We start from the raw sequence: 25,485 nt of genomic DNA on the forward strand, positions 1-25,485 counted from the left end.
GGCTTCCGCCGGAACATGGCCGTGACGGCATGGTTCTGGAACGCATTCCAACGGTCCAGCTTGAGCAACGAAGAAGAAGCTGGAGCGAACGCATCACGATTCCGGGAAGTCTCCCGAAACAGGCATGCGCGATGTGGCTGCCAGCCGGCCGCCTCCTTTGAGGCTATTTCTGCTCGCGGCGCTTTTGCGCGCTGTCCGGCAATTCTTCCAGTTTCCGTTTCACCGCTTCCTCCTCCGGAGTGAGCGGAACGGGCTGCTCGACCGCCACGCCTTCGGGAACGGCATCGCCAGGATCGGGTGTTTTCTGCACGGCCTTGCTCCAGGGAACCACAACCGGAAGTGCCCCGGCCGTGATGCGGTTGCATGGCCTTTCGATCCGCCTCCGGCCACCACCTCCGAAAGTGGTACATCTTTGGGTGTGGAACGGGATCATCCGGCCATCCATCCGCGGCGTTTTGACAAGCCGAAGGTCCGTCCACTTTCTGCGCCCCTCTCTGTTCGGCATCGCCGCTGGCCTAATGCGCCATTGCTTCTCGCTGAGGGGGGAACAGCAGCATGCCGCATTGGGAAGGCGCTCGGGGCTGGGGCAAGGGCTACAGCGCGCGCGGGCCGGGCCGCGACCTCAAAACCGATCCTGCCTGGAATGGCGGCGACATCCCCTCCTGGAAATGGCCGCTGGGCGCGTTGCTGACCAAGGCGGAAAAGCAGGATTCGCCCATGGTGGTCAGCCTGGCCACCGGCGCCGATGCCGCGGGGCAGGACACGCTGGCCGCGCTTGACGTGGCATTGCGGATCATCGACCGCGGTGCCGTCACCCTGGCGATGGGCTCGGCCAAGATGACCGCCTCGGCCCTCGCGCCCAATGGCGACACGGCCTTCGCTTCCGCTTATTCCGACCTTTCGGTGGGAAGCGCCGACATCAGCCTCAGCCATACCCGCACCACGGCCGGCAGCGGCGTCACGAATGGCAAGGCCTGGTCGACCGAAACCGCCACCACCACCTTCCTCGCCCTTGATATCGATGGGCTGCAGCCATTGTTCGGCCCCATCAAGCTGAACTTCCAGAGTTCCGGGACTATCAGCAAGCCGCCCTCCATCCAGGGCAATCTGGCGACCTTCTCGGTCGATGCGGAGGTGCATGGCAGCGATACCTATCTGGATGTCGCCGCCGATGCGGTGACGGTGGAGGACCGCTATTCCTCCACCACCAGCATCGTTCTGGGCGCCGCCGACACCACGCCGGGGGATTTCCGTTTCGGAAGCCTGTGGAGCGACCGGATCAGCACCGGCGGCGGCGATGACTGGATCTTTGGCCTGACCGGCAACGACACGCTGCAATCGGGGGCCGGGGCGGACACCGTGTTCGGGGGCTGGGGCGACGACACCATCAGGACCGGCGCCGGTGATGACTGGGCCTTCGGCGGCGAAGGGCGCGACGTGATCGAGCTCGGCGACGGCAAGAACCTCGCCTATGGCGGAAACGGCAATGACAGGATCACCGCGGGCAATGGCGCCGATGCTCTGAGCGGCGGCGGAGGCGACGATGTGATCGAGGCGGGCGGCGGCAACAACACCCTGCTGCTTGGCACGGTGGGCGGCCCCGCCGACGGGAATGATCGCTACACCGCCGGCAGCGGCGCCGACTACTATCTGATGGCCGGCCGCTTCGGGCGGGACGTGGTCAGCGGCTTCCGCATCGCGGAAGGCGACCGCGTGGTGGGCTATGATGGCGATTGGGACTCGGCCACCGGGCTGCGCGCATTGAACGGCAATGGCCTGACGCTCCAGCGCGGTGCCGATGCAAGGGACCTTGTGGTCACGGTGAAGATGGCAGGCGTGGATTCGGTGCTGACGCTGGACGACTTCTTCCTGCTCAATGCGGGTTACAATGGCGCGCCGGCGCGGGGCGCCTTCTCCGATGACGCCGCCCTTCCCATCCTGCAGGCGGCGTTTCTGGACGGCGACACCAACAATGCGGCGGCGGGCCGGATGGACCTGTTCGTCATGGGCGACCTGCTCGGCATGCTGGCCTGACGCCGCGCTACGCCTTCGGGTCAGCACGGAGCAGGAACGCGGTGCGGGGCTTCCTCCCAGCGGGTGCGCGGCATCCACCAATGATCCGTCGCCCCGCCCCGCCCCGGGCCGCATCATCCACCTTCGGATAGGCTGCGCCGCCCGTGGCGCGGCAATCCTGCGGGAGAGAAGCGATGGCGAGTATCCGGTTTTCAGCCAGGGCCATGGACGGGAACGAAGTGATCCTCGACCTTCAGGGCTCGGGCGAGGCGACGGGGCCGCAGGCCTCCATCAGCACCAAATTGCAGCTCAGGATCAGTTCCGAGGATGGCCAGACCGATGCCTCAGGCAGCCTTGAGGTGACGGCCACGGGGATGGGCGAGGTTTCGGCGGAAACCAGCGCGGAAGCGCCCGGCGCGGTGTCGCCGGAGATCACCACCACGGAGGAAACATCCACCGAGGAAACGCCGCAAGGATTCCTGTTCTCCGAAACCAGCCTGACCGTCTTCGACATCTCTGGTGGAGGAGAGGCCGAAAGCATGCCAATGCCCATCGACCTCATGATGCTGCCTCTTGGCCCTGCCGAAGAATTCCTGCTTCAACAGGATTCCTTGCCCCTGCCGGACATGTTCATGCCCATGCCAGGATTGGCGGCAGCCTTTGCTGCTGGCGAACTGATGTAGCCTGGTGGCATGTCCGGCCCGCGTCACTTTCGTGACCGGGCCGGACATGTATCACATTGGGCGTAGCAGCCACTTGGCGGATGGGTCCTCTCCCTGGTGGAAGCCCCACCACCAAAGGCGCCGTCTTCACTCCCGCATGATCGGCCTAACATGCCGCGGCGTGCAACAGGGGGAAAACGGCGATGGCCATCAGAACATCATCCAGGATCAGCCGCAGCGTTTCGGTCAGCACAACATCGAACGACTCAACGACAGCGACGACCGACAAAGAGGAAGTCAGCGTCGCCGTGGGTCCCGGCAATACCTCGTCCGGCAGCGATGGCTTGTCTGCGACTATAGGGGGTAATGCCACCGCCGTCGGCAATGACACGCTGGCTTCCACTTCGATCACCGCGGAAGCCAGCAGCCAGTCGGGCACCCAGCAAATCTCCGCCAGCGCGGATTTCTATGCCGCCGCGCAGGGGGAGACGGGATCGGGTGGAACCGCCTACACAACCTCCTTCATCGATTTGGCTGGCGATGCTGATCATGTGGTGACGGTGCAGCACACATCCGAGCGCAGCAAAAGCACGAACGAGACGACCACCTGGGAGTCGAGCTCCTCCCAAAGCCTTTATGCCGTGGATCTGGGGTCAGACGATGACGACGATACCGCCCAGTCCCAGCCGGTCAGTGGCACAGGCACCGCTACGCCTGCTGAGACGGACAACAAAGTACCCTCCTGGGAGGTGGATGAATGGGACGGCAACCTCGTCTTCTTCGATATCGATGTGGTGGCCATAGGAGATGACACCTATGCGGGGCTGGATCTATCTGCCCTGGCGGTCGACGAACAGCTTTCCGTGGTGGATGCCCTGGTGACCGTCGGCGTTGGCTGATGCGTGGCTTTTCTGCGGGCGCGTCCGGCGTAGGGCATGCCTTTCAGATCCGTCCGGTCATCATCCCTTCGATGAAAGAAGCCCTACCGGCAAGAAAGTCAGAGGCGCATCCACCGATGGAAGTTTCATCCATGTGCGTTCTTCCATGGTGCCGTGCCGTGGCTAAGTTGATCGATGTCGGCGGCGTGCCGACGCCAATCGACACGAGGAGGCTCCTATGAGCGGTTACGGTGGTGGCCATCACGGCGGCAATGACGACTACGACTTCGACAAGGACATCAATGTCGATGTCGACATCGACTACAACTTCGACGCTTATGTCGATGTTGACTATAACTCCGATATCGACGTCGACGCCGAGATTTGCGTCGATGTCGACATCGATGGCAATCTCGCGAACTTCAACGTCGATGTTGAGGCTGTGGGTGACGACACCTTTGCCGAACTGAACCTGGCGGTTCTGACCACGGACGATCTGTCCATGATCACCGCGAGCGGCTCCTCCGCCGTCGGCTGACGGCGCGACTGGGTTGGCCCCACGGACCAGCCCTTGCAGCATGGCGTGGAAGGCCACGGGGAGGGTGCCCCGTGGCCTTTTGGATAACCCGCTGAACGTCGGCGACACGCCGGCACCAACCAACAAAAGGAAACGTCCATGAGCAGGTATGGTGGGAACGACAACTATGACTTCGAAACGGATATCGAGATCGACGTTGACGTCGACCTCGACCTCTATTCCGATGTCGATGTTTATTACAGCTCGGACATCAACATCGATGCCAATATCGATGTCGATGTTGATATCAATGGCAACCTCGCGAACTTCAACGTCGATGTAGAGGCCATTGGGGACGACACCTTTGTCGAGCTGAACCTCGCGGTTCTGACCACGGACAACCTGTCCATGATCACCGCCAGCGGCACCTCTGCCGTCGGTTGATGGCGCGGCAGGGCATGCCCAGTGGGCGGGCCTGTGCGGCATGATGCGGAAGGCCACGGGCAGGGCGCCCCGTGGCCTTCTTTCGTGCGATGGTATGGGGCTCATGCTTCCGCCTTCCGTGCCCCTTCATCCAAAAGGAGGAGCCTCCTCCCGCGCGGTTGCCCATGCCGGGTAGGCATCCATAACCTCAGCGCCGAAACCGGACTGCGGGACCGGATCAGAAGGGGAGGTGTCGACCATGGCGATTTTCCGGGGCAAGGCGGCTGCTGAAACAATGAACGGCGGATCCGGTGCGGATACGGCGGATTACTTCGCTTCCAACGCGGCTGTGACCATTACGTTGAACGCCACCCCGACGCGATCGACGCGAGGCATCGGCGGCTACGCCAACGGGGACACGCTGAACAGCATCGAGAACCTGAGCGGCTCCGCCTTCAACGACACGCTCAGTGGCAACAGCCTGAGCAATGAATTGTTTGGTGGCCTGGGCAACGACATCCTGCGTGGCAATGACGGCGATGACTGGCTGTATGGCGATGCGGTGGTCGATACCAACGGGGATGGGACACGGGATTTCGTACCCAACAGCGCCCCACCTGACGCGGATACCGCGACGGCCGGCGGCAATGACACGCTGGATGGGGGCTTCGGCAATGACCGCCTTTATGGCGGCGGCGGCAATGACACGCTGCTGGGCGGCTTCGGCAATGACCTCCTTTCCGGCGGCACCGGCGACGACCTGCTGACCGGCGGCGATGGAGACGACACGCTGCTCGGCGGCGCGGGCATCGACCAGCTCATCGGCGGCGGCGGCAACGATACGCTGGAAGGCGGTGATGGTGATGACGAGTTGCTGGGGGGCATGGGCGATGACATCATGCGCGGCGGCGCCGGCAATGACAGCCTGGTGGCCTCCTCGGGCGCCGATGAACTTTATGGCGATGCCGGCAATGACTCGCTGAACGCCGGCGAGGGCGACGACCTGCTTGATGGTGGCGATGGCAATGACGAATTGCTAGGTGCCGTCGGCGCCGACACGCTGCGCGGCGGCAATGGCAATGACGTGCTGGATGGCGGCGAGGGCATCGACACGCTGGAAGGCGGCGCGGGCAATGACCGGATGATCGGCGGATCCGGCCTCGCGGCCGATTTCTTCAATGGCGGTGACGGCTTCGATACAGTGGATTACTCCACTGCTGCCAGCGCGGTCGGTCTTGACCTTCTGTCCGGCGCCACCGCCGGCGCGGCAATGGGTGACACCTTCACTTCTGTTGAAAGATTTATCGGCTCCAATTTCAATGATCAGTTTCTTGGTGACAACAACAACAACGTGTTCATCGGAGGGGGTGGAGCAGATACCATTGTTGGCCGCGGCGGCGACGATACCGTGGATTATTCCAGCTCCACCACGGGTATCACCATGGCACCGGGCGCCAACTTCACGCTGACCGCCACTGATGGCAGCGGGCAGACCGACACCATGCAGCTGGTGGAAAACATCATCGGCACAGCTTTCAACGATACCATGTTCGGCACGGCAGCCGACAACGTCCTTGTCAGTGGCGGCGGCACCGATACGTTGCGTGGCGGCAGCGGCGCCGACCTGCTGGTGGCCACGGGCGGACAGGTTACCATGATCGGGGATGGCGTTGGCGATGGCGGCACCGCGGGCCTCGATACCTACCGTATCCTTGGCGGCACCAACAATCAGATTTCCGGCTACCAGATCGGCGAGGATCTGCAGTTCGCCAATCTCAGCGGCGTCGGGCTTGGGTCCACCCCCCCGCCTACGCCTAATGCAAGCGGTGTTTGGTTCCTGCAATTTGTCGGCAGCGGCCACAGTACTAACCTGATTCTTGGATCGACTGCTTCGATGACTGAAGCCACGGCCAGGGCGATACGGAGCAACATCATCGCCAACGACCTTTTTGTGAATCCGTCCTACGCATCCGACGCCGACTGGTTCGCGTAAGACACGATGGCAGCCCTGGTCAAACCGCGCGGCCGGCGGATCAGGACCGCACTGGATGAGGCGGGGGCCGCGCTTCGCGGCACCGCCTGGGTGCTGGGCGGCTTCAGCATGGCCTCCAACCTGCTGATGCTGGCGCCATCGCTCTACATGCTCCAGGTCTATGACCGCGTCATGAGCACCGGGCATATCGAGACGCTGGTGATGCTGACGCTGCTGGCGGGCGCGGCCCTGCTGTTCTTCGGCCTGGTCGAGGCATTGCGCTCGGCCATCACCACGCGGATGAGCGGCTGGCTGGGGGAGCGCCTGGGGCCGGCCTTCCTGGAGGGCGGCATCCGCGCGCGGCTGGCGGGGGACAATTCCGGCGCCCAGCCTTTGCGCGACCTGCAGGTGGTGCAGGGCTTCCTGGCGTCGCCCGGCTTTGCCGCGCTGTTCGACATACCCTGGGCGCCGCTGTTCCTGCTGCTGATCTGGATGCTGCATCCCGCCCTGGGCATTCTCGGCCTTTGCGCGGCGCTGACCCTGCTGGCGCTGGGCCTGTTGAACGAGTTCCTGACGCGCGGCCTGACCCTCAAGGCCAGCCAGATGGGCATCGCTGCCACGCAACAGGCCGAGACGGCCATCCGCAATGCCGAGGTGGTGCGCGCCATGGGCATGGCGCCGGCGCTGATGGCACGCTGGTGCCAGACCAGCGACGCCGCCGCCGCCGCCACCCGGCGCAGCGGTGAACGCAATGGCCTGCTGCTCGGCCTGACCAAATTCGTGCGGCTCTTTGTGCAATCCGCCGTGCTGGGCCTCGGCGCCTATCTGGTGCTGGGGGGAAGCCTGTCGGCGGGTGGCATGATCGCCGCTTCCATCCTGCTCGGCCGCGCCCTGGCCCCGGTTGAGATCGCCATGGCCAGCTGGCGCAACCTTGCCCTGGCGCGCATCGCCTATGCCCGGCTGCAAAGCCGGATGCAGGGCGTGCCGCCCGAGCGCCCGCGCACCCGCCTGCCCGATCCGGTTGGCGTGCTGAGCGTGGACAAGGTGAGCTATGCACCGCCCGGCGCGAAGCTGCCGGCGCTGCAAGGCGTCTCCTTCCGCGCGAACCCGGGCGAGGTGGTGGCGGTGATCGGCCCTTCCGCCAGCGGCAAAAGCACATTGTGTCGCCTGCTGGTCGGCATCGCCGAGCCGGACCATGGCGAGGTCCGGCTGGACGGCTCCGATCTGCGTCACTGGAACGCTGCCGAGTTGGGTCCGCATATCGGCTATCTGCCGCAGGATGTGGAACTCTTCGCCGGCACCGTGCGCGAGAACATCGCCCGCATGGGCGAGGCGGATGACGAGGCCGTGGTCGAAGCCGCCATGCTGGCGCATGCGCATGAGGTGATCCAGCGGCTGCCGCAAGGCTATGACACGCCGATCGGCGACAGCGGCGCGCGGCTTTCCGGCGGCCAAAGGCAGCGCATCGGCTTGGCGCGGGCCGTGTACCGCAACCCGAAGCTGATCGTGCTCGACGAGCCCAATGCCAATCTCGACCAGGCGGGCGAGGCCGCGTTGGCCGCCGCGCTGAGCGAGATGAAGCGGCGCGGCGCCACGCTGCTGATCGTCGGGCATCGCCCTTCCACCCTGGCGCAGGCGGACCATGTGCTCGTGCTGCGTGACGGCAAGGTGGAAGTGTTCGGGCCGCGCGATGCGGTGCTCAAGCGCCTGACCGCGGGCGCCCGGGAGCGCGCCGCGCCGGCGGCCAACCAGGTCCGGAGCGCCGCCGAAGACGCCTCCGAAGGGGCCGCAAAGGCCCAGAGTGCCTAAGCCCAGCACACGGACATTTCCATGAGCAGCCAGCTTCCCGCGCTTCGTCCTCCAGCCGGCCTCATCCCGTTCCGGGGTGGGGCGCTGCCACCCCAGGCACCCTTGGGGCAGGCGATCCGCGCGCCCGCGCGGCTCGGCTTCCTGTTGATCCTGGTGTTTCTCGGCGGCTTCCTGGCCTGGGGTTTTCTGGTGCCGATCGCCGGCGGCGCCATCGCCCCCGGGGTCATCAGCCCGGACGGCAACCGCCGCACGGTGCAGCATCTGGAAGGCGGCATCATCAGCGAGTTGCGCGTGCGCGACGGCGACATGGTGGCTGCGGGCCAGCCCCTGGTGGTGCTGGAAGGCCTGCAGGCGCGCGCCGTGCTGAACGCGCTGCGTCACCGCTTCCGCACCCTGCGTGCCACCGAGGCACGGCTGATGGCGGAACAGAACAACGCGACCCGCCTGGTGTTTCCGCCCGAACTGGCCAGCAGATCGCCGGATGCGGAGCTCACCACCATCCTGACCGGCCAGCAGGCGCTGTTCGCCGCCCGTCGCCTCGCCCATGCCAGCCGCCGCCAGGTGCTGGGGCAGCGCATCGAGCAGTCGCAGGAACAGATCCGCGGGCTGGAGGCGCAGGTGGCCAGCGCCAAGGCGCAGCTCGGCCTGATCGCCGACGAGCTGGCCGGCAAGAAGCAGCTTCTCCGCCAGGGCCTGGTGCCGCGGCCGGACGTGCTGCGCCTGCAGCGCGCCGAGGCGGAGATCGGCGGGCAGCTCGGCGAGCATCTGGCGGCCATCGCCACGGCCCGCCAGGCCATCAGCGAGGCGCGCATGCAGATCCTGTCGCTGGAGGCGGACCGGCTGGACCAGATCGCCGAGCAGCTGGAAAAGCTGCGCCCCGAGCTGGCCGATGTGGGGGAGCGGCTGCTGGCCAGCGACGACGTGTTGTCGCGCACCGTGGTGACGGCGCCGGTCAGCGGCACGGTGGTGGGCCTGCGCTTCAGCACGGTGGGCGGCGTGATCCGTGCGGGAGAGGCGATCCTGGATCTGGTGCCGGCGGAGGAAACGCTTCTGATCGACGCCCATGTGGCGCCGCTCGACATTGACGTGGTGCAGGCCGGACTGGTCGCGCAGGTGCGGCTGACCGCCTATTCCAGCCGGGGCCTGCCGCGCATCGACGGAACCGTGCGCACCGTCTCGGCCGACCGGCTGACGGATCAGGCCACCGGGCAAAGCTACTATCTGGCCCGTGTCGAGGTGCCGCGGGAGGCGCTGCGGGAACTGGCGGACCAGATATCCCTGGTGCCAGGCATGCCGGCCGAGGTGCTGGTGGTGCGGCGGCAGCGGACCATGGTCCAGTACCTGATGGAGCCTTTCCTGGCCGCCTTCCGGCGCAGCTTCCGCGAGGTATGAGCCGCCCGGGCCCGCAGGCCTTACGAGCGGCCCAGCAGCCGCGGGGGGGCCTCCGGCCGGGACGAAGGCAGCAGTGTCAGCCTTGGCTCGGCGCTCGCATCCCGGCGGCGCGGAACAGCACCTTCGGGCGAGGCGGTTTCCACCTCCGCGGCAGCCGCCTGGGCGGGCGCCTGGGACACCGCGTTGGTCGCCGCCAGGGCGGCCTGGGTGCGGTTCGTGGCGCCGAGCTTGCGCATGATCTGCCGCACATGCACCTTCACGGTTGATTCCCGCATGCCCATCAGCTGGGCGATGGCCTTGTTGGTCAGTCCGGCTGCCAGATGACCCATCACCTCCTCCTGCCGCCCCGTCAGGTCGGCGCGGCTGCGGCGTGAGCTGCTTTCGCCCAGGCGCCCGCCATCAAGGTCGATGGGACGGTTCTCGGCTTCCTGCCCGCGCCCGAACAGCGCCGTGGGCGGAAAGAAGGAGCCACCCCCCATGATGAATGTGAGGGTGCGCAGCGCCACCTCAGGCTCGGTGCTGGTGGGCACGAAGCCGCGCGCCTTTGCGCGATAGGCGGCCACGACCTCGGCGGAATCCTCCAGATCGGATATGACCACAACGGGAGTTGCGGGCAGCGCGGCCATCATGCCTTCCAGCCAGGCCAGGGCCACCGGATCCCTGAGGGGCATGGCACCCAGGCTGAGGATGGCGAGGCGATAATCCGAATCCGCCATGGACAGGTTGGAAACCGCTTCGGGCGCGATGGCCACAACATCGAGGCCATTGCCGCGCGCCCAATCTGCCAGCAATTCCGCCCAGCCGGTGCGGCGCAGGGCGCGCCCATCGACAAGGACAACACTGCCGGGTTTTTGCTCAGCTATGGCCTTTTGCACTGTTTGTTCTCACTGGCTGCAGCGTCCAGACACCTGGTGTTGCAGGTGGCTCACCTTGTCCGGTGCCGGTTTTCGGAATCTGCTCCGGATGGGAAATTCTGCGCGCTCCTTGTCATCGCCAACCATGGCGCAAAAGGATGAACAGCCTTGGCGAAAGAAGGGGATGACCTTGGGAAGATCAGGATGCGGCGACCCGGCTGTGGCTGCGCCACTACGCCCGAAGGGGTAGAAGCTGCGCGATGGCTTTTGCCGGTGGAGATGCGAGAACCGCCGGCAGCGCCGCGATCGGCGGCGAAGGGATGCAGGCATCCGCCTGCGCCGAAACTCGCAATGCTACCTGAGTGCGGTTGGAAACACCGAGTTTGCGCATGATCTGCCGCACATGCACCTTCACGGTCGACTCGCACATATGCAGTTCACGGCCGATCAGCTTGTTTGAATATCCGCGGCGAAGCTGCAGAAGCACCTGGCGCTGGCGCTGGGTAAAGGTGCTTTCATCGAGCGGGAAGTTCGCCTCGGCAGCGGGAATGGCAGGAACCTTCGGTTCCGGCTGCTCCAGCAGGGCTTCGGCGGGAAAGAAGACGCCGCCGCCGATGATGAAGGACAAGGCGCGAATGGCCGCCGCGGGCGCCATGTCGGTGCTGATGAAGCCCTTCACACCCGCCCCCAGGGCCACCGCCACATCGGCTGCCCTCCAATGGTCGGACACCACGACCACCGGCCGCTCCGGAGCAAACTCCTCCGTGGCGGCGATCATGTCCTGCAACTGCTTCTGGCAGGGTGCCATGGAGCCGAGGTCCACCAGCACCGCTGAAATCTCCTTCGCGCGGCACGCCGGAAGGGCAATGGAACCCGCTTCCATTACCTGACAAGCTTGATTCTCCGCTGATGCGCCATGTTCCAGGAAATATCGGAAGGCATTTCGTCGAAGGGGAAAGCGGTCAACCAGAAGAAGAAGCCAGGCATTTTCGCCTGTGGAAATCTGGGTGTTCATTTTTGCCCTCCCATGCGGGGTACCAGTGAGCTGCGCAGGCAAATGCCGGGCCTCAACCTGAACAGGAGATTTCTCCTTAAACCGGCAAAAGCAGAGCATAAGATGTAGTCCATTAGCAAAACGAAATGATAAAGTTTTCTTTAAATTGATTTCAAAGAATGCTGATGATCAAATCTTGGAGGCTTGCGGCTTCAATGGACGGAGGGCAGGCGGCAGCCTCTCGCCAACGCCAAAGCAAGGACAAAAGCCTAAAAATCAACCTTTGATTTACTTTATTGTTAACATCCAAGTGCCCCGGGTTGATTTCTTCCTGTCAGGTCGACGTCTGGCAAAGAAGAAGAAAAATCTGCGCCCGGCCTCGAAGCCCGTCGATGACAGAATTGGAATTCATACCTCAAGCACGCGTGATGGTGGCATACGGAGAAACATCCTCGATGGACCTGAAGCAAGTTCCGGAAAAGTAGGTCCCGGACAGGCGACATCACCTGACCGGGTGAGAAGGCTCGTCAAAGCAAGATCAAGGCGACTTTCTGAAACTGGAGGCCGCAATCCGCCTTATCGTCGCACCAGGGGGCAGGCGCTCAGCTGCAAGGGCTTGACGGTATCTTCAGGCGCCATGGTGGAAACCAGCTTGCAGTAATCCCATTCCTGCCGGCTTTCCGCCGGTGTCTTCACCTGCAGCAAATAGGCAGCCAGCACTGCACGGCCATCCTGGCGGATCGTGCCGGAGCCGAAAGCATCATCCTGAGTCGGCATCTTCTTCATCTGCGCGACCACGGCGGCCCCACTTTCCTTGGCGCGCGATACGCCAAGTGCCGCGACAGCCTTCAGGTAATGCAGCGTGGTCGCATAGCAGCCCGCATGCACCATGCCGGGATAGGCGCCCCCCATAACGGGCAGCACACGCTTGGTGAAGGCGCGGGTCTGCTCATTGGTGTCCCAATAGAAGCTATTGGTGAACAGCAGGTGCTGCATAGTTTGCAGCCCTGCGGCCTTGATGTCGTTCAGGAACATCACCAGGGCCGCCACCTTCATCCTTTGGGTGATGCCGAATTCCTGCGCCTGCTTGATGCAGTTCGGCAGGTCGTTGCCACCCAGGGCCAGGCCGATCACCTCCGCGCCGCTGCCGCGCGCGGCGAGCAGCGTGGCCGAGAAATCCCCTGTTCCCAGCGGCACCCGCGATCCGCCCACCACGCTGCCGCCGGCTTCCTGCACAAAGGCGGTGGTCTCGGCCTGCAGGGAATGGCCGAAGGCGTTGTCCGTGGCGATGAAATACCATTTGCGCCCGCCGCCCTTCACCGTTTCCGCTGCCACGGCCTTGGACAACATGTAGCCGTCATAGGTCCAGTTGATGGTGTTGGGCGTGCAAAGCGCGTTGGTGAACTCCGTCGCGGTGACGGCGACGCCGAGGCAGGCCTTGTCCTTGTCCCGCGAGATCGTCGCGGCGGCGAGGCCGACAGCCGAGTTGGGCCCCGCGATCAGCATGTCGACCCCCTGCTGGTCGAACCAGCGCCGCGCCAGGGTCGCCCCGACATCCGCCTTGTTCTGGTGGTCGCCGAACATGATCTCGACATTGAGGCCCGGCATTTTCGGCATGAACTCGGCCACCGCCTGCCGTGCGCAGGCCACCCCGGCCGGGCCGAGCAGATCCGTGTAGATGCCGGAAAAGGCGGCCACCACGCCGATCCGGATCGTGGGTGTCTGGGCAAGGGCCGGCATGGCCAGGCCGGCGGCGAAACCGGCCGTTCCCTGAAGCAGCACCCGACGTGATGTGAACATGGAATTTCCCCCTGTATGTTGTCATGGTCCGCCCTCTGCGGGGCGGTGCCTGGTGTTGATGGCGCCGGAAGCCCTGGTCGTGTTCAGCGCAGCCGGGGCTTCTCGATCCCTGCCAGGTCGCAAAGCGCATCAACCATCGCCGAGAAATCCTTGCCGCCGAAGCCCCGGGACCGCGCCGTGCTGAAGGCCTCGCGCGCGGCGGCGGCCATTGGCATGGGCACCTTCGCCGCATTGGCCGCATCGACGATCAGCGTCAGGTCCTTGTGGGCCAGGTCGATGGTGAAGCCGGGCTCGATATCGTCCTTCAGCACCTTTGTCGGCCAGGCGATCTTGAGCTGCCCGTTCACCGCCGTGGTGCCGTAGAGCACGTCCAGCGTCTTCTCCAGCTCCAGGCCGAAGCGTTGCGACAGGGCCAGCGCCTCGGCGTTCATCTGGCACGAGGCCACGGCCAGGAAGTTGTTCACCAGCTTGGTACGCGTGCCGCTGCCCACGGGGCCGCAATGATGGATGGTCGTCCCCATCGCCTCCAGCAACGGCCGGACGGCCTCGAAATGCTCCGGATCGCCGCCGACCATGAACAGCGACTCACCGCGGTCCGCATGGCTGGCGAGGCGGCCCACCGGCGCGTCCACGAAGCCGATGCCGCGCGCCCTGGCCTGCTGCGCCAGGCGGTCGGTGGTTTCGGGGTCGATGGTGCTCATGTCCAGCACGATGGAGCCCGGCTTCGCATGGGCCAGAACGCCCTCCGCCCCGCCCACGACCTGCTCCACGATGGCGGAGTTCGGCAGCATGGTGACGATCACCTGCCCGGCGGACGCCACCTCGGCCACGGTGGCCGCGGCGCGTGCCTGCAGCAATTCCAGTTCGGCCACGGCTTCAGGATTGATGTCGTTGACAACCAGCCGGAACCCCTTGCGGCAGAGGTTCGACGCCATGGGGCGCCCCATGCGCCCCAATCCGATGAATCCGACGTCCATACCGGTTTCCTTCCCCCTTGTTTCATGGCGCGCCTCTGGCACGAGGCCCGGTTTAACAGCGTCTCGCGTCTGGCGATCCCATACAAGAACGGCATGGCAGAATGATCGAATTGCGAATTCGGCATCGAGCCAAACAAGCCTAGCCCTGTCGGGAAACACCAGGGGTTAGACCATGAACCAGATCGCCGGCCCGCCAGCCCTGCAACAGGATATCGACTGGCCAGGGGCCATCCATGGCGCACTGAAGCGCGCCGGGGTGCGGCAGGTTTCCTATGTGCCGGATGCCGGGCATTCCCGGCTGATCAACCTGGCGCATGAAGATGCCGCCATGGAAGCCACCGTCCTGACCACCGAGGAGGAGGGCATCGCCCTGGCGGCGGGGGCCTGGTTGGGCGGGGACCGGTCGGTGCTGCTGATGCAGTCGAGCGGCGTCGGCAATTGCGTCAACATGCTGTCGCTCCTGAACTCCTGCCGCTTTCCCTTCCTGACGATCGTGACCATGCGTGGCGAATGGGCCGAGTTCAATCCGTGGCAGATCCCGATGGGGCGGGCAACGCCGGCCGCGCTGGAACTGATGGGCGTCACCGTCATGCGCCTGGACGATGCCGCCGAGGCGGATGAGGTCATCACCGCCGCGGCGGACCTGGCCTTCAATGGCGACCAGCAGATCGCCGTGCTGATCTCCCAGCGCCTGATCGGCCGCAAGAAGTGGGTGAGCGAGTGATGGCCATGCAGGAAGGCACGATGGATCGCCGCGACGCGGTGCGCGATCTGCTGGCGGACAGGGCGGAATTGCTGGTGGTGAGCGGCCTGGGCTCGCCCAGCTATGACGTTTTCGCCGCGGGCGACAATGCGGCCAACTTCTATCTCTGGGGCGCCATGGGGGGCGCCGCGATAATGGGGCTCGGCCTGGCCCTGGCGCGCCCGTGCCAGCCTGTCGCGGTCATCACCGGCGATGGCGAGGCCATGATGGGCGTTGGCGGCCTGCTGACCATCTCGGTGCGCAAACCGTCCAACCTGACGGTGGTTGTTCTGGACAATGGGCAGTTCGGCGAAACCGGCATGCAGCGCAGCCATGCCGGCCTTGGCGTCGATCTGGCGGCGCTGGCACGGGGCGCCGGGTTTTCCGAAGTCGTCACCCTTCACGACCCCGACGAGGTGGCGGCCTTCCGCCCGCGCTTGCAGGAGGTCGGCGGCGGGCCCCGCTTCGCCGTCCTGCGGATCGCGCCGGGGAACCAGGAGCGGGCCTTGCCGGCCCGGGATGGCGTTTATCTGAAGAACCGCTTCCGCGAGAAGCTGGGGATTGCGGTGGATTGAGGCGGAGGCCGGGGCTTCCTGTGCGGAAGCCCCGGCGGCACGCCGTCACATCTCCAGCCGGATGTCCCAGAGGCCTTCCCCGGACAGGCAGCGGATCTCCTCGACGATCAGGTTGCCGATGGCGGCGGCCGCCACGGAGGATGGACGATCGACCGGAGCCGCCAGCACAAGCTCCCGGGTGACGGGGGGGCTGAGCGGTGCCGCTTCCAGCCGCCCTGCACGCAACTCGGCCGCGATGGATGAAGGAGGCAGAACGCTGAAGCCCAGCCCTTCCTCCACGAAGCTGGTCAGGACCCGGTAGGAATCGGCTTCCAGCATGACCCGCAGGGATAGTCCGCGCTTCGCCGCGGCACGTTCGATCAGGCTCCGCAGGCCATGGGGATGGCTGGGCAGAACCAGCTTCTGCTGCACCAGCCATTCCAGACGGACCAGACCGGTTTGCTTCAGTCCTGAGCCGGGCTGGCCAACCACCACCACCTTGTCGCGACCAAGCGGCCTGGCCGAAAGATGCAGGTCCACGGCAGGGCCATAGATCAGCGCCAAGTCCATCTCTCCGCGCGAAAGCCATTCAAGAAGATGGCCGCCATAGCTTTCAACGATGCACAGCGCCACATCCGGCAATTCGTTGACGACACGGCGCGCGAAGCGGGCCGAAAGCAGGGCGCTGACCGTGGGCACCAGCCCCAGGACGACGCGCCCGGCGGGCGATGCGCCGAAGGATTGGATGTCGTCGCGCGCCTGTTCCATTTGCCGGACCAGGCCGGCGGTGCGCTCCAGCAGCATGCGGCCGGCGCTGGTCAGCTGCATGCCGCGCCCGTTGCGGATAAAGAGTTCGGCGCGCAGCTCGTGTTCCAGCAGCTTGATGTGGCGGCTCAGGGCAGGCTGGGCGATGCGCAGCCTGTCGGACGCCTTGCCGAGGCTTCCCAGCTCCGCCACGGCCTTGAAGGTCCGCAACTGGCGAAAATCCAACCTTTCCTCTCCTTTCTCCCCTCCCCGGCTGTTCCAACCAGAACAGAAAGCTGATCTTCGCCGATCAGGCACGGGCACGGGATTCCAGCACCCGCCGGAGGCGGACCCCCTGATCAAGGGGCTGTGCCTTTCAGCACGGGCGGCTCTTCAGCGCCCGGGCGCGGAAAAGCAAGGTGCCTCGCCCGCGCCTTGCCTATACCTGCATCAGCCAGTGGACCGGCCATGCGGGAGCCGGGCCAACAGCCTGGAATGGCCGGGCGGATTACCGCATGGGCCATGCATACATCAGGCCGCCCTGGGTCCAGAGGGCATTGGGGCCGCGATCCATGCCGAGGGAGGTGGCCTTGCCGACATTGCGCTCGAAGAGCTCGCCATAATTGCCGACGGCGCGAATGGCGTCATAAGCCCAGTTCGCGGAAAGCTTCAATCCCTGGCTGAGCACGGGATCGGTGCCAAGAAGGCGCCGGGCGTTGGGCGAGGCATCCTTCGCCCGCCGCTCCTCGGCATTCGCCGCGGTGATGCCGAGTTCCTCCGCCTCGATCAGGGCGTTGAGGGTCCAGCGGATCACGTCAAACCATTCCTGGTCGTCGCGGCGCACCATGGGCCCCAGAGGCTCCTTGCTGATCCGGTCGGGCAGCACGATGAAATCGCCGGGATTGGGAAAGGAGGCGCGCACCGCGGCGATCTGGGAGGCATCGGTCGTCAACGCATCGCAACGGCCGGAGCTGAAGGCGGCGGCGACCTGGTCGATGCGCTCGAACAGCACGGGCGTGATGCGGATGTTCGCGGCCCGGTACCAGTCCGCCAGATTCCCTTCCGTGGTGCTGCCCTGCTGGACGCAGACTGTGGCGCCATCAAGCTCCGTGGCGCGGGAAATCCCCGCATCCCGGCGCACCATGAAGCCTTGTCCATCGTAGAAGTTGATGCCCACGCTGCGCAGGCCCAGCGCGGTGTCGCGGCCCATCGTCGCCGTGGTCTGCCGGACCAGGACGTCCACCTCGCCCGATTGCAGGGCGGGGAAACGCTGCTGGCCGGAAAGCGGCACGAACCGGACCTTGGTGGCGTCGCCCAGAACCGCGGCCGCGAAGGCCCGGCACAAATCGGCATCGAGGCCGCGCCACGTTCCCTGGCTGTCAGGCTGCGAGAAACCCGCGACGCCCGTATTGACGCCGCAGGTCAGGATGCCCCGGCTTTTGACTGCGTCCAGTGTCGCACCGGCCCAGGCCTGTTCGCCTGCGGCAAAAGAAAAAGTCATCAGGGAGACGGCGGCAAATGCGTTGCGGAAGAAAGACATGGAGCAGCCTTGTGCCTTGATCGAACCAGGATGATGACCCATCGCCAGGACCCGTAAAGCAAGGAATCAACGTCTCCAGTCTCACAGGGCCGGAACAAGGCGCCGGAGCCCTGACCGGGAACTGCGCATTTTATCCGATAAATCCGGCTTACCGGGTATTTTGTCCTGCGGCCGCGATCGTTGATCGGTACGGGCACGCCATGGCGCGAATATCCTTGATGGCGCCCCCAGAAACCTCATACCGAACACGGCTCGCGACCTGGCCGCTGGCTCAGCTTGTGACCGATCCGGCAGCCGCTGCCTGCGTCCCGGCCCGCAGGCGGACCCGTTCCTCCGGCAGCGGAATGAACTCCTTGTCGTCGCCCGGCACCTTGGCGAAGCGCCCCGCCTTCCAGTCTTCCTTCGCCTGCTCGATCCGCTCGCGCGAGGAGGACACGAAGTTCCAGAACAGGAAGCGTGGCCCGTCCATCACCGCGCCGCCCAGCATCAGCAGCCGCGCGCCTTGCGGGCCGGCACGCAGGGCCAGCCCGTCGCCGGCGCGGAACACCAGCATCCGGCCGGGCGCGAAGCGGTCGCCCGCCACCTCCACCTCGCCTTCCAGCACATAGGCGGCGCGCTCCTCATGGCGGTCCGGCAAGGGCAGCCGGGCACCGGGCGCCAGCACCGCATCGGCATAGAAAAGATCGGATTGCGTCGCGACGGGGGCATGGCTGCCCCAGCCCTCCCCGGCGATCAGCCGCAGCCGCACGCCCTGATCCTCGATCACCGGCAAGGTGGCACCGGGATGATGGGCAAAGTCCGGCATGATGTCCTCGGCATGGCGCGGCAGCGCCACCCAGGACTGGATGCCGAACAACTTGCTGCCGGTGCTGCGCAGCGCGGCGCCCGTGCGTTCGGAATGGGTGATGCCGCGCCCGGCGGTCATCCAGTTCACATCCCCCGGCACGATCGGCTGATCGGAGCCCAGGCTGTCGCGATGCTGGATGGCGCCGTCGAACAGGTAGGTCACGGTGGACAGGCCGATATGCGGATGGGGCCGCACATCCACCCCCTGGCCGGACAGGAACTCGCCCGGCCCCATCTGGTCGAAGAAGATGAAGGGGCCGACCATCTGCCGCTTCCTGGCCGGCAGGGCGCGCCGTACCTCGAAGCCGCCAATGTCATGCGCCCGCGGCAATATCACCTGTTCCAGGCCTTCCGGCAGGCCGGGCGGAAGCTGGGTGGGATCATGCTCAACGCTCATCCTGTCTTCCTCCTTGTTGCGATGTTCAGGGCGCGCCCAGCCAGTTGCGCGCCAGCGTCACATCCATCTGCGAAAGCCCATGCCCCACCGGCAATGCGTGATGCGTGACGGCGGCGCCGGCCTTGCCCAGTTGCTCCGCCAGGGCAGCGCTGTTGGCGGCAGGCACGATGGGGTCCGCTGTGCCGGACAGCAGCAGCACGCGCGTTCCCTCCAACCGCGCCGATGGGGGCTGGCGCAGCGGCACCATGGCGCGCAGCAGCGCGGCGCCCCGCAGCAGGCCCGGATGCAGCAGCAACAGGGCGGCGGCGATGTTGGCGCCATTGGAGAAGCCCAGCGCAACCGGCGCCGCCAGGCCGTGCCGCGCCTGTGCTTCCCGCACAAAGGCGGCCAGTGCCGCCGCCTCGGAGATCAGGCTGTTCTCGTCGAACACGCCTTCCGCCAGGCGGCGGAAGAAGCGCGGCATGCCGTTCTCCAGCACCCGCCCCCTTGGCGACAGCAGCGCCGCACAGGGCGCCACGGCCTGGCCGAGCGGCAGCAGGTCGTCCTCATTCCCACCCGTGCCATGCAGCAGCAGCAAAGGCGGCCGCGCGGCATCGGCGCCCGGCTCGAAGCGATAAACAAAGCCCGGATCGATGGTGGCCATGTCGCTACTCCTTAATCCAGGGCCGGCAGGGCAGCCTCGATAGTGCCGCGATGCGGCTGCAGGAAGCGCGGCAGCTGCAGCGCCTGTCCCAGCCGGTCCGCGGGCTCATCCACCGCGAAGCCGGGAATATCGGTCGCGATCTCGAACAGCACATGGCCAGGCTCGCGGAAATAAACGGAGCGGAAGTAATCCCGATCCTTCTGTTCCGTGGTCTGGATGCGGTGGTTGTCCGACAGCTTGCGCACCATCGCCATCTCCGCCGCGTCATCGGCGGCGCGGAAGGCCAGGTGATGCACGGAGCCTCGGCCCAGCCGCGCCGGCAGGAAGCCGCCCACCGCGCACAGATCGACAATGCCGCCCAGCGCCTGGCCCGGCACCTGGTAGCGCACCGTGTCGCCCTCGCGCCCCGCTTCCGCGAAGCCGAACACATCGGCCAGGATGGCGCCCGTTGCCTCGGTCCTGTCCAGCATCAGGCTGACGCCATGGAAGCCGCGAATGGCGTGCTCCACGGGAATTTCACCGTTGTCCCAGGCCGGCTCGGCCTCGATGCCCGGCAGGCCGGCCAGCGCCAGCCGCATGCCGTCCGGGTCGCGGAAGCGCAGCAGCGTTTCGCCGAACTGACCGGACCGTTCCAGCCCATGCGCCATCAGGCGCTGCATCCAGAAGCCGAGCGCGGCCTGCGGCACGCGAAACACGGTTTCCTGCAACTCGCCGATGCCCGCGCGCCCGGGCGCGGCATGTTCCCAGGGGAAGAAGGTCAGGATGGTGCCGGGCGTGCCGGCGGCATCGCCGTAATAGAAATGATAGGCGCCGGGATCGTCGAAATTCACGGTCTTCTTGACCAGCCGCAAGCCCAGCGTGCGGGTGTAGAAATCCAGGTTGCGCCGGGCCGCGCCGGCGATGGCGGTGACATGGTGGATACCGTTCTGCGTCATGGCCGCATCTCCTGTCGGGTGCGAGGGGCGCCGCGGGAGGCGCCGTGTCAGGAACAGGAAACAGGCCACCTCCCTTCCTGGCCAGCATAAACGGATTGCATCCATGCAATGCTTTCCGGGCATTCCGGCGGGATGGAATTGCATTTCCATCAGTGCCATCCTGGTGGGCCACCATCAGAACAGCCGCTTGCCGAACCCTCTCCACTCCATCGCCTGGGATGATGTGCGCCTGGTCCATGCCGTGGCCGAGGCGCGCAGCCTGCCCGCCGCCGCGGCACGGCTCGGCGTCAACCATTCCACCGTATTCCGCCGCCTGCGCCAGCTGGAGGCAATGCTGGGCCTGGCGCTGTTCGAGCGGCACCGCAGCGGCTATGTGCCGACCGCCGCCGGGGAAGCCATGGTGGCGCTGGCGACCCGGGTCGATGCCGACATCACCGGGGTCACGCGGCGCCTTGCCGGCCTTGCCCCGGTGCCGGAGGGCGAGGTGCGCATCGCCACCAGCGACAGCCTGCTGGCCGAGTTGCTGCTGCCGATGCTGGCCCGTTTCCGGCAGGCGCATCCGGCAATCCGGTTGGACATTGTCACCGGCAACATGGCGCTGAACCTGTCCCGCCGGGACGCCGACATCGCCCTGCGCGCCACCTCCGCCCCGCCGGACACCCTGGTGGGGCGCCGGCTGGCGCGCCTGGCCTGGGCCCTTTACGGCCCGCTGGATGAAGCCGATCCACCGCCCCTGGCACGGTTGCTGGAGGAAGCGCGGTGGCTGTCCCTGTCCGATGCGTTGGGCCACCTCGCGCCGGCCCGCTTCCTGCGGGGACAGGTGCCGGAGGCCCGCATTGTCGGCCGCTTCGATTCCGTGCAGGCGCTGACGCTGGCGACAAGGGTGGGGATGGGCATTGCCCATCTGCCCTGCTTCGCCGGCGATGCTTCCCCGATGCTGCGCCGGCTGTTGCCTCCCGAACCCGGCTTCGCGACCGATCTGTGGCTGCTGACCCACCCCGATCTGCGCCACGCACCCCGGATCCGCATCCTGCTTGACTATCTGGCGGAGGAGATCGCCGGGATGCGCGGGCTGATCGAGGGCGGCAGCGCCTGAAGGCTGCCCACCTCAGCCATTCAGCAATGCATCTATATCGGCCTGCGACATCCCCGCCCCGCCCGATTGGCCGTTCAGCAGCGCGTCAATGTCGGCCTGCGACAGGTCGGGCGCCCTTTGGGCCTCCTCGCTGACCGTGCGCATCTGCGTCAGCACCCGCACCTGTGCCATCGGCCCGTTGCCGGCGGCGCCGGGCACGATGTGCTCCAGCATGGTTTCCACCTGCTGCAGATGCTGGATGGCGCGGCGGATGCGCTGGCCGGTGACGTCCTGAAAGGAACAGGCCTCGAAGATCGAGTTGACCCTGGCGGACAATGCCTCGATCGAGGCCTGGTCCTTCTGGCCGCTGTTGATCCAGGCCTGAATGGCCTCGGTGGCTTCCATGATGGTGTTGGCGGCGGTTTCGGTGGCCTGCACCACCGCCTCCAGCTCCAGCCCGCTGTTGCGTGTGCTGGCGGCGGGAATGGCGACCAGCTTGGCGATCTGCTCGTGCACCTGGCCCAGCTTGCGGGAAATATTCTCCTCCGCCATGTCGGCCATGTCGGACGTGGCGCTGACCTCGGCACTCAGCTCGGCGATGCGGCGATCCATAAAGGCGCGGAGTTCGGCGAACATCGGCGCCATCTCGGCCCGGATGTCGGCCCGCAAGCTGGAGGAGGCCGCGGCCGGAGCGTGCGGGTTCGGGGCCTGGGCAGTCATTGCGGAACTCCGGTGGGCTCTGGTCTGGCGCCTTGGGTTCTAGGGCATTGAGGTAAATGGCTGATTGCCGCCTGGGGCTCAGCCACTGCCTCCACCGCGATGCCGCAACGCCCCCTCGCCGCCAGCGGAAGCCCGGCCCTGGTCAAGGCTTCCGGGGCCGCGCCATGCCGGGCAGCCCCGCGGCCAGCGCCATGCGCAGGCCGCGGCCGGGCTGGGCTTCTGCCGGAAAGAAGCGGCGCGCCATGGCCAGCAGCAGGATCGGCGGCAGGCCGATCAGCACCAGCATCAGCGCCGCGATCGCGCCATTCTCATAGGTGCCCCGCGCCGCTTCCGCGTACAGGGCGGTGGCCAGGGTTTCGGTGTTCAACGGCCGCAGCAGCAGGGTGGCCGGCAATTCCTTCATGGCGTCGAGAAACAGCAGCAGCGCCGCGGCGGACAGCGCCGGCAACAGCAAGGGCAGGTGGATGCGCCAGAACAGCCGCGCTTCCCCGGCGCCGGCGGCGCATGCCGACCAATCCACCTCGCGCCGCAGCCGGGCATAGGCGGCCTCCAATCCACCCGCCGGGATGGCCAGGAAGCGAATGGCATAGGCCAGCACCACCGCCGCCAGGCTTCCCGACAACAAGGGCGGCGCCCAGTGCCCCAGCGGGTCCAGCGCCGCGTCGATGCCGCCAAAGGCGATGATCAGCCCCACCGCCGCAACGCCGCCCGGCAGCGCATAGCCCAGCATACCAAAGCGCAGCAGCATCACGCCGGCGCGGCCAGGCTCGGCGGCGGTGCGGTCGCGCCGGGCGGTGAAGGCCAGCAGCAGGGCGCAGCCCAGCGCCAGCAGCGTGGCCAGCCCGGCCAGAAAGGCACTGTTGCCGATCCACTGCCCCAGATCCGGCGGCAGGCCGAACTGGGCGATGCGCTGCCATGCCGCCCAGACCAGATAGGCCACCGGGATCACGAAGCCGAGCAGAACCGGCACGGCACAGAACAGCGTCGCGGCGAGAGCCGCCGGAAGCTTCAGGGGCTGCAATTCGGGCCGCGCCGGATGCGCCGCCTCATGCGCGCCCGGGCGGTGCCCCTGCCGTTCCAGCAACATCACGACACCCACCAGCAACAACAGCAGCAAGGCGATCTGTGCCGCTCCTTCCAGCGAGGAGCGCGTGATCCAGGTGACATAAACCGAAACGGTCAGGGTGCGAACGCCGAGGAACTCGCTGGCGCCGACATCGTTCAGCGTTTCCAGCAGGGCGAGCGCGGTGCCGGCGGCGATGGCCGGGCGCGCCATGGGCAGGCCGATGCGGCGGAACAGCAGCCACCCCCCTGCCCCGGCGGAGCGGCCGGCGCGCAGGGCATCGGCGCCCTGGGTCTGGAAGGCGGCGCGCGCCGCCAGATAGACATAAGGAAACAGCACCATGCCCATCACCATCACGCAGCCGCCGAGCGAGCGGATCTCCGGCAACGGAATGGCACGGGGATCGGTGATGCCGAGGGCGCGGCGCAGCGCCATCTGCACCGGCCCCGCCGGGTGCAGCACGTCAAGCCAGGCATAGGCGGCGACATAGGTCGGCAGCGCCAGCGGCAGCATCAGCGCGCCGGTGAACAGCTTGCGGCCCGGAAAGCGGTAACAGCTCACCAGCCAGGCGCAGCCCGCCCCCACCGTCACCACCAGCATGCCGACACCGGCCAGCAGCAGGATGGACTCCAACAGGGCCTGCGGCAGAACAAACCGCAGCAGATGCGGCCACAGATCGCCCGATCCGGCCGCCGCCGCCGGCAGCAATGCCAGCACCGGCAGCGCAACAGGAATGACGCACAGCGCCGCCAGAACGCGCAGGAGCTTCATGGAGAGGTCATGCCGCCATTCCCATGGCTCCAGGCCAGATTATCCGCAGCGTCCGGAAAGGCGGGCCTTTCCGGAACGGCCGGGGTCTTACTGGTCGAAGCCGACCTCGTCCACAATGCGGCTGGCGCGCACGCGCTGGGCGGCGATCTCCGGCAGGGGCACATCGCCCACCGCCAGCGTGCCGAAGCCGGCAACAATCGGGTGAAGCGCCGCATCCGGGCGGACCGGGTATTCGAAATTGGCTTCGGCATAGAGCTGCTGCGCTTCCGGCGAAACCAGGAATTCCAGCAGCTTCACGGCTTCGGCCCGGTTCGGCGCATGGCGGGCCACCACGGCGCCCGACAGGTTCACCATGGTGCCGGAAGCCGGCAGCACGGTGCGGATCGCCTGCCCCCAGCGGCGCTGCTCATCGCCGCCGCGGCCCGACAGCATCAGACCGACATAATAGGTGTTGGCCACCCCCACATCGCAAAGCCCGGCCAGGATGTCGCGCGCCACCTCGCGGTCACCGCCCGAGGCGCGACGGGCAAGATTGCCCTTCAGCGCGGTCAGGTAGTCGCGCAGCCAGCTTTCCCCATGCTTGACCAGCAGGAAGGAGAACAGCGCCGTGTTGTAGGGATGCTGGCCCGAGCGGATGCAGACGCGGCCCTTGAAGCGCGGATCGGCCAGATCCTCATAGGTCAGCCGGGCGGCATCGGCCTCGCTGATCCGCTCGCGCGAGGCATAGATGGCGCGCGCCCGCGTGGACAGGGCGAACCAGCGGCCGTCCGGCGCCCGCAGGCCCGCGGGAACGGCCGCGCTGAGAGCCGCGGATTCCACCGGCTGCGACAGGTTGCGGTCCACCAGCTCCATCAGGTTGCCCACATCGACCACCATGGCGACATCGGCGGGAGAGCGGGCACCCTCTGCCGCCAGGCGCTCGGCCAGGCCGCCCTGGACGAAGACGGTGTTCACCACCGTGCCGGTCTGCTCGGTGAAGCGGTCGAGCAACGGCTTGACCAGCGCCGGTTCGCGGGTGGTGTAAAGGTTCACCTCGGCGGCCTGCGCAAGCTGGGCGCCGAGCAGCAGGGACAATCCGCCAAGAACGGCGCAGAAAGGGCGGAGGAACATGGGCACAATCCTGCTCATTTCAGGGTCGGGGCGGAAGTTGTGAATGATTATCAA

The 25,485-nt window shown here is 66.4% G+C and carries 24 protein-coding genes; 11 read left to right on the plus strand and 13 right to left on the minus strand.

Translation table 11 applies throughout. From position 1 onward, the window contains the following. Window positions 1-163: 163 nt before the first annotated feature. Window positions 164-433 (minus strand): hypothetical protein, encoded by a 270-nt coding sequence (locus F0Q34_RS17425; protein ID WP_149813527.1) that lies wholly within the window; start codon window positions 431-433, stop codon window positions 164-166. Window positions 434-555: 122 nt separating this feature from the next. On the opposite strand from F0Q34_RS17425, the gene F0Q34_RS17430 reads away from it, so the two are divergent. From F0Q34_RS17430 to F0Q34_RS17465, 8 genes are all read left to right on the plus strand, one after another. Beyond that, window positions 556-2,034 carry a calcium-binding protein gene (locus F0Q34_RS17430; RefSeq protein WP_149813528.1) on the plus strand — a complete coding sequence of 493 codons (1,479 nt, stop codon included), beginning with the start codon at window positions 556-558 and terminating at the stop codon, window positions 2,032-2,034. A 203-nt stretch (window positions 2,035-2,237) separates the two neighbouring features. Further along, entirely contained in the window at window positions 2,238-2,696 is a 459-nt protein-coding gene (locus tag F0Q34_RS17435; RefSeq protein WP_149813529.1) for a hypothetical protein, read from the plus strand. 182 nt (window positions 2,697-2,878) lie between these two features. After that, window positions 2,879-3,574, plus strand: a complete 696-nt coding sequence (locus F0Q34_RS17440; protein ID WP_149813530.1) for a hypothetical protein — start codon at window positions 2,879-2,881, stop codon at window positions 3,572-3,574. A 217-nt stretch (window positions 3,575-3,791) separates the two neighbouring features. Continuing rightward, window positions 3,792-4,091 (plus strand): hypothetical protein, encoded by a 300-nt coding sequence (locus F0Q34_RS17445; protein ID WP_149813531.1) that lies wholly within the window; start codon window positions 3,792-3,794, stop codon window positions 4,089-4,091. Between the two features lie 138 nt (window positions 4,092-4,229). Continuing rightward, a complete protein-coding gene (locus tag F0Q34_RS17450; RefSeq protein ID WP_149813532.1) occupies window positions 4,230-4,514 on the plus strand; it encodes a hypothetical protein in 285 nt (94 codons plus the stop codon). A 238-nt stretch (window positions 4,515-4,752) separates the two neighbouring features. Beyond that, the gene (locus F0Q34_RS17455) at window positions 4,753-6,486 is read left to right on the plus strand and encodes a calcium-binding protein (RefSeq protein WP_149813533.1); all 1,734 of its coding nucleotides are present in this window, start codon (window positions 4,753-4,755) and stop codon (window positions 6,484-6,486) included. A 6-nt stretch (window positions 6,487-6,492) separates the two neighbouring features. After that, entirely contained in the window at window positions 6,493-8,274 is a 1,782-nt protein-coding gene (locus F0Q34_RS17460; RefSeq protein ID WP_149813534.1) for a type I secretion system permease/ATPase, read from the plus strand. Between the two features lie 21 nt (window positions 8,275-8,295). Next, window positions 8,296-9,666 carry an HlyD family type I secretion periplasmic adaptor subunit gene (locus tag F0Q34_RS17465; protein ID WP_206668078.1) on the plus strand — a complete coding sequence of 457 codons (1,371 nt, stop codon included), beginning with the start codon at window positions 8,296-8,298 and terminating at the stop codon, window positions 9,664-9,666. Between the two features lie 20 nt (window positions 9,667-9,686). On the opposite strand, the gene F0Q34_RS17470 is transcribed toward F0Q34_RS17465, so the two are convergent. The 4 genes from F0Q34_RS17470 to F0Q34_RS17485 all read right to left on the minus strand — a co-directional run bounded on the left by F0Q34_RS17470 (window position 9,687) and on the right by F0Q34_RS17485 (window position 14,450). After that, window positions 9,687-10,541, minus strand: coding sequence for a response regulator transcription factor (locus F0Q34_RS17470; RefSeq protein WP_149813535.1), 855 nt, complete (start codon window positions 10,539-10,541; stop codon window positions 9,687-9,689). A 211-nt stretch (window positions 10,542-10,752) separates the two neighbouring features. After that, window positions 10,753-11,535, minus strand: coding sequence for a LuxR C-terminal-related transcriptional regulator (locus F0Q34_RS17475; RefSeq protein ID WP_161600932.1), 783 nt, complete (start codon window positions 11,533-11,535; stop codon window positions 10,753-10,755). Between the two features lie 555 nt (window positions 11,536-12,090). Further along, window positions 12,091-13,314: an ABC transporter substrate-binding protein gene (locus F0Q34_RS17480; RefSeq protein WP_149813537.1), complete on the minus strand. Its 1,224-nt coding sequence runs from the start codon at window positions 13,312-13,314 to the stop codon at window positions 12,091-12,093. 83 nt (window positions 13,315-13,397) lie between these two features. Beyond that, the gene (locus F0Q34_RS17485; protein ID WP_370751245.1) at window positions 13,398-14,450 is read right to left on the minus strand and encodes an NAD(P)-dependent oxidoreductase; all 1,053 of its coding nucleotides are present in this window, start codon (window positions 14,448-14,450) and stop codon (window positions 13,398-13,400) included. 13 nt (window positions 14,451-14,463) lie between these two features. Here F0Q34_RS17485 and F0Q34_RS17490 point away from each other — a divergent pair, with 13 nt between their 5' ends. Both F0Q34_RS17490 and F0Q34_RS17495 read left to right on the plus strand, forming a co-directional pair. Continuing rightward, on the plus strand, window positions 14,464-15,015 hold the full coding sequence (locus F0Q34_RS17490) for a thiamine pyrophosphate-binding protein (protein WP_149813539.1): 552 nt from the start codon (window positions 14,464-14,466) through the stop codon (window positions 15,013-15,015). Window positions 15,016-15,035: 20 nt separating this feature from the next. Further along, entirely contained in the window at window positions 15,036-15,608 is a 573-nt protein-coding gene (locus F0Q34_RS17495) for a thiamine pyrophosphate-dependent enzyme (protein WP_241665559.1), read from the plus strand. A gap of 45 nt (window positions 15,609-15,653) precedes the next feature. On the opposite strand, the gene F0Q34_RS17500 is transcribed toward F0Q34_RS17495, so the two are convergent. From F0Q34_RS17500 to F0Q34_RS17520, 5 genes are all read right to left on the minus strand, one after another. Continuing rightward, the gene (locus F0Q34_RS17500) at window positions 15,654-16,577 is read right to left on the minus strand and encodes a LysR family transcriptional regulator (RefSeq protein ID WP_149813540.1); all 924 of its coding nucleotides are present in this window, start codon (window positions 16,575-16,577) and stop codon (window positions 15,654-15,656) included. 262 nt (window positions 16,578-16,839) lie between these two features. After that, window positions 16,840-17,832: an amino acid ABC transporter substrate-binding protein gene (locus F0Q34_RS17505; RefSeq protein ID WP_149813541.1), complete on the minus strand. Its 993-nt coding sequence runs from the start codon at window positions 17,830-17,832 to the stop codon at window positions 16,840-16,842. A gap of 310 nt (window positions 17,833-18,142) precedes the next feature. Beyond that, a complete protein-coding gene (locus F0Q34_RS17510) occupies window positions 18,143-19,114 on the minus strand; it encodes a pirin family protein (protein WP_149813542.1) in 972 nt (323 codons plus the stop codon). Between the two features lie 25 nt (window positions 19,115-19,139). Beyond that, window positions 19,140-19,757, minus strand: coding sequence for an alpha/beta hydrolase (locus tag F0Q34_RS17515; RefSeq protein ID WP_149813543.1), 618 nt, complete (start codon window positions 19,755-19,757; stop codon window positions 19,140-19,142). Window positions 19,758-19,768: 11 nt separating this feature from the next. Beyond that, on the minus strand, window positions 19,769-20,692 hold the full coding sequence (locus tag F0Q34_RS17520) for a ring-cleaving dioxygenase (protein WP_149813544.1): 924 nt from the start codon (window positions 20,690-20,692) through the stop codon (window positions 19,769-19,771). 187 nt (window positions 20,693-20,879) lie between these two features. Between F0Q34_RS17520 and F0Q34_RS17525 the strand changes: the two genes are divergently transcribed. Further along, window positions 20,880-21,788 (plus strand): LysR family transcriptional regulator, encoded by a 909-nt coding sequence (locus F0Q34_RS17525; protein ID WP_149813569.1) that lies wholly within the window; start codon window positions 20,880-20,882, stop codon window positions 21,786-21,788. Between the two features lie 12 nt (window positions 21,789-21,800). On the opposite strand, the gene F0Q34_RS17530 is transcribed toward F0Q34_RS17525, so the two are convergent. The 3 genes from F0Q34_RS17530 to F0Q34_RS17540 form a co-directional block, all read right to left on the minus strand. Beyond that, window positions 21,801-22,487, minus strand: a complete 687-nt coding sequence (locus F0Q34_RS17530) for a protein phosphatase CheZ (RefSeq protein ID WP_149813545.1) — start codon at window positions 22,485-22,487, stop codon at window positions 21,801-21,803. Window positions 22,488-22,629: 142 nt separating this feature from the next. Continuing rightward, window positions 22,630-24,321 carry an ABC transporter permease gene (locus tag F0Q34_RS17535; protein ID WP_149813546.1) on the minus strand — a complete coding sequence of 564 codons (1,692 nt, stop codon included), beginning with the start codon at window positions 24,319-24,321 and terminating at the stop codon, window positions 22,630-22,632. 87 nt (window positions 24,322-24,408) lie between these two features. Continuing rightward, entirely contained in the window at window positions 24,409-25,431 is a 1,023-nt protein-coding gene (locus F0Q34_RS17540; protein WP_149813547.1) for an extracellular solute-binding protein, read from the minus strand. Window positions 25,432-25,485 lie beyond the last annotated feature (54 nt).

Origin of the sequence: Teichococcus oryzae, from assembly GCF_008386565.1 — a bacterium.
Lineage (GTDB): Bacteria > Pseudomonadota > Alphaproteobacteria > Acetobacterales > Acetobacteraceae > Pseudoroseomonas > Pseudoroseomonas oryzae.

Excerpts from the sequence above, each read along its gene's own strand:
- F0Q34_RS17425 (WP_149813527.1), bottom strand. The coding sequence starts at position 433 with ATGATCCCGTTCCACACCCAAAGATGTACCACTTTCGGAGGTGGTGGC.
- F0Q34_RS17430 (WP_149813528.1), top strand. The coding sequence starts at position 556 with ATGCCGCATTGGGAAGGCGCTCGGGGCTGGGGCAAGGGCTACAGCGCG.
- F0Q34_RS17435 (WP_149813529.1), top strand. The coding sequence starts at position 2,238 with ATGGACGGGAACGAAGTGATCCTCGACCTTCAGGGCTCGGGCGAGGCG.
- F0Q34_RS17440 (WP_149813530.1), top strand. The coding sequence starts at position 2,879 with ATGGCCATCAGAACATCATCCAGGATCAGCCGCAGCGTTTCGGTCAGC.
- F0Q34_RS17445 (WP_149813531.1), top strand. The coding sequence starts at position 3,792 with ATGAGCGGTTACGGTGGTGGCCATCACGGCGGCAATGACGACTACGAC.
- F0Q34_RS17450 (WP_149813532.1), top strand. The coding sequence starts at position 4,230 with ATGAGCAGGTATGGTGGGAACGACAACTATGACTTCGAAACGGATATC.
- F0Q34_RS17455 (WP_149813533.1), top strand. The coding sequence starts at position 4,753 with ATGGCGATTTTCCGGGGCAAGGCGGCTGCTGAAACAATGAACGGCGGA.
- F0Q34_RS17460 (WP_149813534.1), top strand. The coding sequence starts at position 6,493 with ATGGCAGCCCTGGTCAAACCGCGCGGCCGGCGGATCAGGACCGCACTG.
- F0Q34_RS17465 (WP_206668078.1), top strand. The coding sequence starts at position 8,296 with ATGAGCAGCCAGCTTCCCGCGCTTCGTCCTCCAGCCGGCCTCATCCCG.
- F0Q34_RS17475 (WP_161600932.1), bottom strand. The coding sequence starts at position 11,535 with ATGAACACCCAGATTTCCACAGGCGAAAATGCCTGGCTTCTTCTTCTG.
- F0Q34_RS17480 (WP_149813537.1), bottom strand. The coding sequence starts at position 13,314 with ATGTTCACATCACGTCGGGTGCTGCTTCAGGGAACGGCCGGTTTCGCC.
- F0Q34_RS17490 (WP_149813539.1), top strand. The coding sequence starts at position 14,464 with ATGAACCAGATCGCCGGCCCGCCAGCCCTGCAACAGGATATCGACTGG.
- F0Q34_RS17495 (WP_241665559.1), top strand. The coding sequence starts at position 15,036 with ATGGATCGCCGCGACGCGGTGCGCGATCTGCTGGCGGACAGGGCGGAA.
- F0Q34_RS17505 (WP_149813541.1), bottom strand. The coding sequence starts at position 17,832 with ATGACTTTTTCTTTTGCCGCAGGCGAACAGGCCTGGGCCGGTGCGACA.
- F0Q34_RS17510 (WP_149813542.1), bottom strand. The coding sequence starts at position 19,114 with ATGAGCGTTGAGCATGATCCCACCCAGCTTCCGCCCGGCCTGCCGGAA.
- F0Q34_RS17515 (WP_149813543.1), bottom strand. The coding sequence starts at position 19,757 with ATGGCCACCATCGATCCGGGCTTTGTTTATCGCTTCGAGCCGGGCGCC.
- F0Q34_RS17520 (WP_149813544.1), bottom strand. The coding sequence starts at position 20,692 with ATGACGCAGAACGGTATCCACCATGTCACCGCCATCGCCGGCGCGGCC.
- F0Q34_RS17530 (WP_149813545.1), bottom strand. The coding sequence starts at position 22,487 with ATGACTGCCCAGGCCCCGAACCCGCACGCTCCGGCCGCGGCCTCCTCC.
- F0Q34_RS17535 (WP_149813546.1), bottom strand. The coding sequence starts at position 24,321 with ATGAAGCTCCTGCGCGTTCTGGCGGCGCTGTGCGTCATTCCTGTTGCG.
- F0Q34_RS17540 (WP_149813547.1), bottom strand. The coding sequence starts at position 25,431 with ATGTTCCTCCGCCCTTTCTGCGCCGTTCTTGGCGGATTGTCCCTGCTG.